The organism is Planctomycetia bacterium, from assembly GCA_021413845.1.
GTDB lineage: Bacteria > Planctomycetota > Planctomycetia > Pirellulales > PNKZ01 > PNKZ01.
Map to the genome: position 1 here is coordinate 1 of JAIOPP010000026.1, position 12,520 is coordinate 12,520.

4 protein-coding genes are annotated in these 12,520 nt (G+C 60.7%); 1 reads left to right on the forward strand and 3 read right to left on the reverse strand.

Annotated features, from left to right (window positions below; all coding sequences use genetic code 11):
• Window positions 1-580, forward strand: a 580-nt coding sequence (locus tag K8U03_05490) for a hypothetical protein (protein MCE9604342.1), incomplete at its 5' end; no start/stop codon positions are given.
• Window positions 581-1,607: 1,027 nt separating this feature from the next.
• Here K8U03_05490 and K8U03_05495 read toward each other — a convergent pair.
• From K8U03_05495 to K8U03_05505, 3 genes are all read right to left on the reverse strand, one after another.
• Window positions 1,608-1,919: a hypothetical protein gene (locus K8U03_05495; protein ID MCE9604343.1), complete on the reverse strand. Its 312-nt coding sequence runs from the start codon at window positions 1,917-1,919 to the stop codon at window positions 1,608-1,610.
• A gap of 62 nt (window positions 1,920-1,981) precedes the next feature.
• Entirely contained in the window at window positions 1,982-10,225 is an 8,244-nt protein-coding gene (locus tag K8U03_05500; protein ID MCE9604344.1) for a cyclic beta 1-2 glucan synthetase, read from the reverse strand.
• Between the two features lie 981 nt (window positions 10,226-11,206).
• Window positions 11,207-12,376, reverse strand: a complete 1,170-nt coding sequence (locus tag K8U03_05505) for a hypothetical protein (protein MCE9604345.1) — start codon at window positions 12,374-12,376, stop codon at window positions 11,207-11,209.
• Window positions 12,377-12,520: the final 144 nt, after the last annotated feature.

The following is a 12,520-nucleotide window of genomic DNA, read 5'->3' on the forward strand; positions in this document are numbered from 1 at the left end:
AGCTCGTTGGGCTATCGACCCCCGGCACCCGAGGCCGTTCAAGCTTGGTCTTTTCGCTACGCTGCGCTCCGCGAAAAGACCAAGCTTGATTCTTGAAGAAACTAACGCAACACTTGGTATCACGCGTGGGGGCAGGTCACCACTGCCTGATGGAATCAACCTATATCAAGGCGAAGGAAATCTTGGCATTTCGTTCGGCGAAGGCAAGTCGCTTTATGAATCGCGTTCATGGGACACCGATTCAATTCAGGCGTCATGTAACTTGCTTTCGACGAGCGACAAGCCGCTGATTCAAACGGGGCGGACATTCGGCGTGGTTGCCGACATGGGTCGCATCATCGAAATGAAAGCGAAAACGAATGGGCACAATACTGATTTGTTCGGCGCAAAGAACATGCACATTCAACTTGATCCTCGCAAGCGGTTCTTTGAAAATAGCGGTCCCGCACTCATAAATGACAGGTTGCTTGAAGGCGGGGCAGAAGACGACATTCCGATTGCGGCTGTGGATTCTGACTTTGCAATCTTCACGAATGAAGGTTTTATGCGACTAAAACCCGCTGGTGCCGATGACGAGTAGCAGCACTGATGTAGTCAGAAGAGCAGCCGCACTTACATCCCAGGAAGTTCAATCACGAAGGTCGGACCAGTGCGATTCGTTTACGAATGGTGAGTATGATACGAAGCAAGGAAATCCATCTATTAGGCGTGAGACATGCTGCTGAAAGTATTCGAGCCATGCACGGGCCATTCGGAATTCCGACGCTGTTAAAGCGTGCCGATCGATTAGCGGGACGAAAGTCTTGAGAAGAGCTAGAAAACGAACTCACTGGGCCGAGGCCAATAAGGGAGATTGGATGGAACGAAATCTCCAGGGTTCTTCAGAAACTTTGATCCGTTGAAAATTAAGCAAATCATCTCACGATAAGTCGCTCGTAATTCGACGAGCCGTAACGGCGACTTCATCCACCTCATCGTCAACGAGCCGTTCGGCAAACGGGAGCAATTCGGCCCCTCGCTTGCCGTGACGTTCGGTCAAGCCGAGGCCGATCAGCCTGCATTTGTAGAACGGATCGACCAGACAGAGACGTGCGACTGTAAAGAGCGCATCGGCGTCGTCGCTCAACCCTTCAACCGCCTCGGCCGCACACCGTTGCAACTCATCGACTTCCGGCGAACCGGCGGATTGCGCCGAGCGAGCATTATATGAACGCCGGCTACCCGCCTACCCGAAATCGAATCTCGCAAATTTTACCAGCGCGGCCAACTTTTTGGTTCCATGCCGGGGAAATCAGCGTCATTCCGTGGTGCATCGGCTCTGGGATGATTCGTCCCACCTTCACCTGCTGCCTGCAAAATCCCTTTACGCAAATTAACACCCGGACTGGTAGCGTCGCTGAGCGCCTCGTAATTCCCAGGCTCCGAAAAACGCTACGGCACCGTCCCCCCGTCGAGCGCGGCGCGAGATCATCGCGCGGACTTTAAAGTCGCTCGATCTACTTATCATGAGATCGGCCGAGTTTGCGATGGGCATGGATGTACTGAAAGCGCTTCGCAAGTGGTCGAGATCAAAACGACAGCATGAATTATTCAATCTTCAAGGAACGTCAAGCGCCGTTTTGACGTGGTGGATGGAGCGGTCTTCTTTTTTGGGGCAGTCGGCGTTCGAGCCAGATGCGGAGGCGTTCGTAGTATTGACCTGCCGATTCCGTCTCGATCTTCGTGCACTCGCCGAATGCGCTGATGCGTCGCGCGATCTCGATCTTTCCCGGCGGTTTCTTCTGAATTTGCTCGATCAACGATTGCAGTCCGGCGAGCCGTTCCTGCATGAGTTCTTCGGTCATGACGACATCGGCGCGGCTCTTATGTTGCAAGGTCGTTTCGTTTGCTTCGCGCGTCGCTTTTCGGCTTCGGTCCATTTTGCTCTCCGTTACGTTCGCTCGAAAGTTCGTCGCCGACCGTTCGAACCGATTGTGTCCCGTCACCCTAAGGTGACCTGTACTGCGTGATCGCGGCGATCATCGACCAGCCGCACTGCGAGCTCGGCTTGATCGACGCCATCAACCGTGAGTTGCTTGACCGTCGCGCCATCGCCGCCGCCGGCGATCGTGATGTGATACACGGTCTCTCGATAGCGGTAGTGGATCTTGAACGCCGGCCAACTCGCCGGAAGCCGCGGCTCGAAGCGGAGCCGATCCACTTCCAGTCGCAGACCGACGAGCGACTCGGTGATGAGCCGGTACATCCATCCGGCCGAGCCGGTGTACCATGTCCAGCCGCCGCGGCCCGTGTGCGGTGCCACCGAGTAGACATCGGCGGCGACGACATACGGCTCTACGCGATAGGTCGAGATCTCTTTCGCCGATGAGCCGTGCGCGATTGGGTTGATCATCGAGAAAAGTTCCCAAGCGCGCTCGGCTTCTCCCATCTTCGCAAACGCCATCACGGTCCAGATCGCCGCGTGAGTGTATTGGCCGCCGTTCTCGCGAACGCCCGGCACGTAGCCTTTGATGTAACCGGGATTAAGGGCCGACTTGTCGAACGGCGGGTCAAGCAACTGAATCAACCGCGAATCGCGACGGACGAGTCGGCGCTCGACGTTCTCCATTCCCTTGTGCGCCCTTTCGAGTATCCCCGCACCGGAAAGCACCGCCCAGCTTTGCGACAACGAATCGATCTGACAGTCGATGTTCGTCGCCGAACCGAGCGGCTCGCCGTCGTCGAAGTAGGCCCGACGATACCAATCGCCGTCCCAGCCGTGAGCTTCGATGTTGCCGCGCAACCGGCCGGCTTCCAGGTCGTAGCGGTCGGCACGCGCGATGTCGCTGCGGCTTCTCGCCAACTCGGCGAATTGCGTCAGTACGTCGAACAAGAAGAAGCCGAGCCACACGCTTTCCCCTTTTCCCTCGGCGCCGACGAGGTTCATTCCGTCGTTCCAATCGCCGCAGCCCATCAACGGCAACCCATGCTCGCCGAAGCGCAAGCCGTTCTCGATCGCACGGACGCAATGCTCATACAGCGTGTCGACATCGTCGGAGACTTGCGGCAGATCGTAGAACGCTTCTTCCTCAAGTCGAAGTGTCCGAGCCGTCAAGAACGGCACGCGTTCTTCGAGCACGCCCGTGTCGCCTGTGCCGGCCACGTAGCGACAAGCCGCGACCGGCAACCAAAGATAGTCGTCGGAGAAATGCGTCCGCACTCCTCGACCGGCCGGCGGATGCCACCAATGTTGCACGTCTCCTTCGCGGAACTGATGCGCGGCGGCGCGCAGTAAATGCGCTCGCAAAATGCCGGGCTCCGCATACTGCAGCGCCATCGCATCTTGTAATTGATCTCGAAAACCGAACGCTCCGCCCGACTGGTAGAAGCCGGTTCGGGCCCACATGCGACACGCGAGCGTTTGATAGACGAGCCAGCCATTCGCGAGAAAGTTGACCGCTGGGTCTGGTGTCTCCAAGTACACCGTGCCGAGCGTGCGACCCCAGTATCGCCATACCGCCTCGAGCGCGCGTTGCGCATTGCCGACACCGCGGAACCGGTCGATGAGCTGCCGCGCATCGGCCTCGGCGTTCGCTGCCCCGAGAATAAACACGATCTCTTTTTCGTGTCCGTCTTCAAGCTCCCATTGCACCTGCATCGCCGCGCAAGGATCTAGGCCCGGCCCAACGCGACCGGAAAGCCGCACGCGTCGCAGCGCCGCGGGATTGGCCGGCGTGCCGTTGCGGCCGAGGAATTCCATTCGGTCGGCGGTTACCGAGCGCATCGTTTCGCTACAGTCGACGAACGCGACTCGCTCGGAGAATTCGGTGCTGTATGCGTTGCGAGCGAAGAGTGCGCCGGTTGCCGAATCGAGTTCCGTGACGACGTGCATCAGCGTTTTATCTCGCAACTCGCCGAGCACCCATTCCCAATAGCCGGTGACGGAGAGCGAGCGAGGCCGGCCCGAGCGATTCGCGATCTTGAGCTTGATGAACTTCACCGGCGCATCGGTCGCGACGAACATACAGAGCTCGGTGGCGATGTCGTCTTCCGTGTGTTCGAAGATCGAATAGCCGAATCCGTGCCGTGTGGTGTATGGCTCTTTGCCGCGCGCCGGGAGCGGGGTCGGCGACCAGAAGCGACCGCTCTGTTCGTCGCGCAAGTAGAATGCCTCGCCGCAGACATCGGTCACCGGGTCGTCGTACCAGGGGGTCAGGCGGAACTCGTGGCTGTTCTCGATCCAGGTATAGGCGCTGCCGCTTTCCGAGACGACGGTCCCGAAGTACGGGTTGGCGAGCACGTTCACCCACGGCGCCGGCGTCGTCCGTTCGGCGTTGAGAATCGTGACGTATTCGCGACCATCGGAAGTGAAGCCGCCGAGGCCGTTGAAGAAGACGAGATCGCTCCGAACGTGCTCGGCCGTCGAGAGCCGCGGCGCTGCCGGACGCCGCACGGGCTTAAACGGCGACGGAAACAGATCCGACCGGCCGCGACGTTCGATCTGCTCGGCGAATGTTCCTGCGTCGTCGAACAAAACCATTCGTGCGACGGTTAGGAGCAACGTTCGATCTTCTTCCGAGATCTGTTCGCCGCGCCGAATGAAAATCCCTCCCGGCTTGTCGAACATCACTCCTTCCGGGCTCGATACGATCAGATCGTGAATCGCATCTTGCAAGGTTTGCCGATACACCGAATCGTCTTCGTTCCAGACGACGAGGTCGATCTTCAAACCTTTCAAGCGCCAATAAGCATGTGCTTGCACGGCTTGGCGAACCAACTCCATGTTGGCTTGATCGCGAATACGAACGAGCACGATCGGAAGGTCGCCGGAGATACCGTAGCCCCATAGGCCGGACTGTCCGCGACGGTTGCTGCCGATCAACGCCGGCTTCGCACGACGCAACGACGACGCGTAAATCAAAGAACCGGCCGAGCGCGTGTAGACCTGAGCTTCGGCTTCCGTGGCATTAAGCTGCCGCAAGAGAATCGAACTGTGCGTCCAAGCGAGTTCGAAGACGCGATCCGAGAGTCGCGAATCGTGGTATTTGTCCATGATCACGGCGGCAGCATCGCGCGAGACGGCGACGCCCGTCACGAAATCGACGCGAACCGTTTCATTCGGCGCGATGAGAAGGACGCGGCGAATCGAAACGGAGGGATCGAGTACGGCCCCTTCGCTATCCGAAAGAATCGCTCCGCTATCCATCGCAGCAGGCGACGAAAGACTGCGCGACCGTCCGACGAAACGCATCCGGTCGGTCTCGAACGACGCTTCACCGACCGTGGTTCCTTGCACGGTCATGAGATGCACCATCCAGGGCGGAACCTCTTCGGCGGATCGGGCCCGACGCGTGCAGAGAATCGCCTGCCGATTGCGGACGAGTTCCGTTTGTACGAAGAGATTGCTGAACGCAGGATGCGCAAGGTCGTGGGCCGGAGCAGCGAGCACCACTTCGGCATAGCTCGTCACTTCGATCGTGCGCGGTGTGTCCGAACGGTTCGTGATCGAAATGCGCCGCAGTTCGACATCGTCTTCCGGTGAAACGGAAATCTCGGTGTACGTTTCGATTCCTTCGTCGCGCCGGCGAAACTCGGCTCGGGCCTGCGTGAAGATCGCTTCGTATTGCTTCGAGGGTTTTTGCGTCGGGTGGAACGCGGTCGACCAAAAGACGCCGCTCTCCTTATCGCGCAGATAGCAGAACGAGCCCCAGCAATCGCGGGTCGCGTCTTCGCGCCAGCGCGTGACGGCGAGATCGCCCCAGCGACTATAGCCGCCGCCGGCCGCCGTGATCATCAAGTGATACCGGCCGTTCGAGAGCAGGTTGATCTCCGGCGTCGGGCCGCTCGGATCGGTGTAGATCCGCATCGCACCCGGCTCGGCGACGGTCTCGATGCGCGTCGCATCGGCCTCGGCGGCGTGTGGAAAAATCGCGGCGGCTGCTTTCGGAACTCGCTCTTGCAAGAGTAAATCGGTGGCGAGCAGCATCGGATCGGCTTTGAAGCGACGTTGCATCGGCCGGTCGGCCAGCACGTAATCGATCGCCAGCAAGCTCATCCCTTGATGATGGGCCATAAACTGTCGCACGGCGACGCGTGAAGCACCGCGCGGCAATCGCGATGGGGTGTAGTCGATGGCTTCGTAGAGACCGTAGGCTCCTTGATGTCCGTCGTCGGCGAGCCGCTGCATGTTGCGACACGCGGCATCCGGCGCGACCATTAGCGCCAGAGCGCTCGCATAGGGTGCGACCACGAGATCTTCGGCAAGTCCGCGCTTGAGCCCGAGGCCCGGCACGCCGAACGCGCGATACTGGTACGTCAGGTGAACGTCGACGGTATTGAAGCCCGACTCGGAGATGCCCCACGGCACACCACGCTGCCGGCCGTAGTCGATCTGCCGCCGGACGACGGCGCGGTAGGTTTGATCGAGCAGCGTGCTTTCGTACGTCGGCATCACCAAGAGCGGCATCAGATACTCGAACATCGACCCGCTCCAACTAAGCAAGGCCGAGCCGCCGCCGGTCGTCGTGAGGATCCGGCTGAGCGCAAACCAATGCTCTTGGCTCAGTTTTCCCTGCGCGATGCAGACGAAGCTGGCGAGCCGCGCTTCGGAGGCCAAGAGATCGTAGAAGCTTTTGTCAGGCCGGCGTTCGCCGACGTCGTAGCCGATGATGAACAAGCTGTGCTTCTCGTCGAACAAGAACGAGAAATCCATTTCCGCTAACGAGCGACATTGCCGAGCTGCAGTGGAGAGTTTTTCCGTGCGGTCGCTTGCGAAGCGAGCAGCACCGTCGACTGCGGTGCGTAGTTGCGTCCCCCAAGCTGCGATGGCGGCGCAAGCTTCGGGATCGGAGCATGATTTCGCGGGATCGTCTTTCAACAAGTCATCGAGCAGCGGCAGGACGGAACTGCGCAAAGCGGCGACACCGCTCAGCGTGGCTACGGCATCAAGCTCGGCTTGGATCTTTTCGAACTGCGCGATCGGAACGGCAAGTGCCGTCTGTCGCAACGGCAACGCCGGCCGATTGAGCGACGTCCAGGGAGTAAGACGTCGGAGGTCGGCGCGATGATCGGCGCAGTCGTGAGCGAATGCCCCGACCCATGCGCTCAGTTCGGCGTCGTCCGTGCTCGCGGCAGAGACTTCCGCTACGAGCGTCGCCAAGCGATCGAAAAATACCCCGGCCGATTTCGGCGAGAATTCGCGCGGCGTCAGTTCACCGACGAGCCGCTCCAGCATTCTCAGCACGACGACGGCCGACGACGGCAGCCCTGCGGCAGCATCAGCGCGATGGCGCTCATGAGCTGTTTCGAGGGCGACACGCAACGTATCGCGCAGTCCGGAGAGAAACCGAGGGGCGACCAGCGGTGCGTCGATCTGTTCGAGCAAGCCCATTCGCAGCACCAGCAGATTGCCGGCGAGATTGCCGCTGTCGACGGTCGAGACGTAGAGCGGCCTTAGCGGCGCGAGCGAGCGTGTGTCGTACCAGTTATAGAAGTGGCCGCGGTAGCGCTCCATGCGGTCCATCGTGCCGAGTGTGCGCTGGGTGCGCTCGAGCAGTCGACCGGCCGAACAATAGCCGAGATCGTAGGCCGCGAGATCGGCCAAGAGGCCCATACCGAGGTTGGTCGGGCTCGTACGCGAGGCGACCTGCGGGGCCGGGTGTTCTTGGTAGTTATCCGGCGGAAGCCAGTTCTCTTCCTTAGCCGCAAACGTTTCGAAATAGCGCCACGTGCGCCGTGCGACCGCACCGAGAAACTCTTGCTGTGAGTTCGATAGTCGCACTTGCGGCGGCGCCAACGGTCGGCTGAGCCACCACGCAACGGCGGGCGAGCACATCCAGAGAATCAAGAACGGTAATGCGACCGGAAGCGCGGCGCTGGAGAACAAGAATAGATACGCGCCGGCGAAGAGCGCGATCGTGGGTCCGAACCACATCGTCCTGTAGAAGCCGACCAGATCGGTGCAAGGGCCGCGCTGCGCGTCGCTCGAAGTTTTCCATTCGAGGAGATTGCGTCGGGTCCAAGCAACGCGAGCGATCGTCCGTGCGATCGCGTCGAGGCCGATGTAGGCGTCGTAGGCCAAGAACAGAATCGTGAACAAGGCGTGTGCAGCGTGCGTTGCCGCGGCCGACAGCGAAGCCAAAAGATGCGCACGGAGCGGGATTTCGGCTTGCTTGCGAGTCAACTCACGCAGCGTCGACAACAACGGAACCAGCCCGACGGAGAGCAGGGTCAACGTCGCGGCAATCCATGCCGACGTGGAGCCGTGGGCCCAACTTCCGAGCAAGAGAGCCGTGCCCCCGATCGCCGTGGCGCTGCGACGGAGATTGTCGAAGATCTTCCACTTCGACAGGATGCTGATCGTATTGCGAATGAGTTTTCCAGCGCGGTCGGGCACGCGAGGCAGAGTCCATGCCGCGATCTGCCAATCGCCCCGCATCCACCGATGCCGGCGACTGACATCGGCCATATAGCGCGAGGGAAAATCTTCGTATAGCTCGACGTCGCTCAACAGGCCTGAGCGCGCGTAAGCGCTTTCGAGCAGATCGTGGCTGAGGATCTTGTTCTCCGGAAAGCCGCTACAGGTCTGCTCGAAGGCATCGACGTCGTAGATACCTTTGCCGACGAACGAGCCTTCGCCGAAGAGATCTTGATAGACATCGGAGACGACGCGCGTGTAAGGATCGACTCCGACATCGCCGGCAAACAGTCGCACGAACCACGAACGTCGCGCACTCGGCAAGCTCACGCCGACGCGCGGCTGCATGATCCCGTAGCCTTCGACGACGCGGCGGAGTTGCGAATCGATGACCGGACGATTAAGCGTATGCGCCATCGCTGCGACCATCTCGCGTGCCGAGTCGCGCGGCAACTGCGTGTCGGTATCGAGCGTGACGACGTAGCGTACTTCGGTCAAACGCCGTGTATCGCCGACGATCTGCGAGAAGCGTCCGGTGCTGCCGCGGAGCAGGTCGTTCAGTTCCGCGAGCTTGCCGCGCTTCCGCTCGTAGCCCATCCAGACCTGTTCTTGCTCGTTCCAACGCCGAGGACGATGAAATAGGAAAAAGATGTCGCTGCGCCGTTCATCGTACTTCTTGTTCAATCGTTCAACGCCTTCGGTCGCGAGCCGGACGAGTTCATCGTCTGCCGGCATGTGCTCTTTCGGCGCGTCTTCGAAGTCAGTCAGCAAACCGAAGTGCAGGTTGTCGTCGGCGTTCGCGAGATAACGTACTTCCAAGTCTTCCAGCAGCCCTTCGATCCCCTCCGGCCGCGCGAGCATCGTCGGCACGACGACGATTGCTCGTTCTTCATCAGGTATTCCTTCTTGAAAGTCCATGCGCGGCAGCATTCTCGGACCGACGAAGAGCATCGCCAGCCAATTGACGACGCCGATCGCCAACTGCGCGGCGGTGATCACGGCGGCGATCACAAGTAGACTAAGGACGACGTTCGATGTTCCGCTCCGCGCTTCCGCGAGCCACCAAGCGGCCGTGCCGGCGCCGGTGATCGCCGCAACGGAGACGAGATAGAGAAAGAGCGGATAGCGCCGTCCGAGCTCGTTGAATTCGTCGCGCAACGTCGGCCGAACGCCGGTCGCTTGATCCAGCGCTGCGCGGCCGCGGTCGATGAGATAGAAGCCGACGTGCGCAGCCCGTTCTTCCTGACCGTGAAGTGCCGCCGCCTCTGCGAGTTGGATCGCACGCCGCGCGACGTCGTATTCCGATTGGCGGCTGCGCTTCGAGATTTTCTCGATCTCATGTCGATAACGATCGCGGGTCGCGAAGTCCATGCGCGCGTACACGCAGCCGGGATCGTCGAACAAGGCCTGCTCGACGACGCTATGGCTCTCCGTGAACTCGCGCCAGTCCGTGAGCCCGAGAAACCGAAGGCTGTTGATGCTGTTGCCGATCGAGATTTGATCGGCCGCTTGCGATTGCCCTTCGGCGCGCACGAGTTGCTCGATCGTCAGGCCTTGCTCGGAACAGCGTTGCTCCAGCCAAGTGCCGGCAACTGCGAAGTTCGAACTCTGTGCTTGGAAGTGTCGCGTGAGCTCGGCGAGGAACGCACCCGATAGAGGAGGACTGGAGCGGGCCATGTCGGCGAGTACGAGGATCAGGTCGCTCGGATTGGTCTCTGCGACCTTAATCATCCGCGCGGCCCAATCTTCGGCGAGGTCGCGATCGAAACGGCCGGCCGCAATGCGGGCCGCGACTCGGCGCAAGTTTTCGATCAACGCCAGCCGCAGCATGATCGGCACGGCCCAGAGCTCGCCGAGCTTGAGCGGTTGGATCGTTTGATACGCCGAGATGAAGCCGTCGAGGCCGGCGGAATCGACCTTGCCATCGACGTGCGAGATCAGCTCCAGCGCAATTCCGTACACGCGCGGATAATGGACCGACGGGCCGGCGGCTAGCCGCGGAAGCTCGCGGCTGTAAGACCGCGGCAAGTGCCGACGAACCGTGCGGATTTGTTCTTCGATCAGATAGAAGTTATCGATGAGCCATTCGGCTGCCGGCGCATTGCGGCGATTATTTACGAGCGCCGCGTTGACGAGATCGTGCGCGTGGGCGATGACTCGTTCGTTGTCGTTCAGCCGAGGAAGCAATCGGTCGGCTTCCGCGCCGGTCGCCAACTGATGCCCGGTCGCCGTGACGAGTGCCTGGTGCCGAAGCTGGTCGAGGCTATAAAGCTCCGCCCTCAGCGGCTGCTCTTTCGCCCCTTGATGTAATCGCCGGTCGACGCGCGACGACTTTCGACGCCGAAGGAATTGGGAAAGCCACCCGACCAGCGGAGAAAAATCCACGAACGACTCGCTTGATAAGACCACAGCGCAGCAACGATCTCCGCGTCTCGATTTGGGTTCGAGAGCAAGATTCGTTAAGAATGCCGGTCGGGATCCATAAGATCCGGAGAAAAACAGCTCGAAACAAAACTGCGACGCCTAGCAGCCGCAGCGGGAGCGAGAGAATGAGGTCGCGACAACGTCGGAAGACCCGGCAACGCAGACATCGTACCACAATCGACGTGCCGGCGGTTCGCTAATCCGACCGAGCTCGCCTATCGTACCGCGGTGTTTAACCTGATGAATTACGCTCGGCACGCGACGCGGCCCTTGACGAAGTCCCACGGCCGTCGCCTACGCGAGGCCCAGCAGAGTCCGAGGAAGATCTCCTGAGTTGCGCGCTCCGCGAGTTCGAGGAGGAGAACCTTCAACCCCACGCTGCGCAGCCTATCTTGCCGGGCGGATCGCTGCCGGCTGTCTCTCCTCTACCGCCTTGATCTTCTCCGGGGCCGGCGCCTTGAACTCGCCGTCCCCCACGCGGATCTCGACCGGCGGCGTGGCGATCTGGCCGCCCCAGAACGCGCGCGCTCGGTCGACCCCGTCCCCTTGGTATCCATCCGCCTCGTAGTAGCCGGTTACGGTGTAGATGCCTTTCTGAGATGTGTCGAGTCCGAGATCCTTCAGTGACTTGACGATCACGTCGTTCGCAATGCCGGCGAGCGTCCACGACTTCCCGGGTTGGATCGTGATCGGCGTGGGCACGTTCTTTCGCCACTCGGCTTGCTCCGGCCGCCGCAGGATGCGGCTCTGTCCGTCCGGCGTGACGACAAGGTAGAAGTCAGCGCGATAGCCATTCGAGTATTTGTTGTCCCAGACGAGAATGGAGTTGCTGCCGTCCGCGGGCTTCACGTTGCGCAGGCTCATGGTCAGCGAGATGTCGTCGCCGGGCTTGATCGTGGTCTGCTTCACCTCCAGGCAGGCCTGCAGGCCGTCGGCCACATCGCCCCAGGTGGAGTCGGCGGTCCAGATCTCATCCTTGCCGGGGCCGGGAACTTCGAGACGTTCGGTGCGGGGGATCCAGGCACAAATGGCCTGCCAGCCGGGTCCGTTTCCACCAGCCGCCATCCGTTTTGTTTCAAGCCAGAGCCGCAAGTCACCCGCCACCTGTTGAGCGCCGGAGATCCGCAAGTTTTCAGCCTGCATGATGTCGCGCCAACAGACCACTTTTAGGCCTTTGGCAAAGGTAGGCACAGCTCTGACCTGATAGTCCCACCGCACTGCCTTAGTCTGTTCCAGCCGATCCAGGAACACCTTCTCCTCGGCCGCGTTGCGAATCACTGCAAAGCCATTGTAACCGAGCATCTGCAGCGCCTTCGCGCGCCCCATAGCGTCGGTCTTGGTGCCCCAAAGAAAGTCGTTGACTTGCACCCTTGCATTACTCTCCGGCGCGGGCTTGGGCGTCTCCGACTTCGGCTGCGCGTTCGGCGCCGGCGCTGCTCCGCCCGGGTCTGGGGCTGGTTGATCTGGGGCCGGTTGGGTCGCGGCACCCGCACCGGTCAAAAGCAGGATCGCCGCCGTGACCATCGCCGCCAGTCTCATCTTCGCCATGAACAGCATATGTATCGCTCCTTTACGCGGGCCAGATCTCCGAAGGCCTGGAACGGGCCGCTCAATAGCCCGTTCCTTCGATCATAACATGTGCCTGCGGCCGTCTCGAAAGGGGCAGCCACGGTTATTTGATACCGCTCGTACGAGAAAAGG

What these genes read in the sequence shown, in the direction of transcription:
- K8U03_05495 (MCE9604343.1), bottom strand. Translation starts at nt 1,919, where the DNA reads ATGGACCGAAGCCGAAAAGCGACGCGCGAAGCAAACGAAACGACCTTG.
- K8U03_05500 (MCE9604344.1), bottom strand. Translation starts at nt 10,225, where the DNA reads ATGCTGCGGCTGGCGTTGATCGAAAACTTGCGCCGAGTCGCGGCCCGC.
- K8U03_05505 (MCE9604345.1), bottom strand. Translation starts at nt 12,376, where the DNA reads ATGCTGTTCATGGCGAAGATGAGACTGGCGGCGATGGTCACGGCGGCG.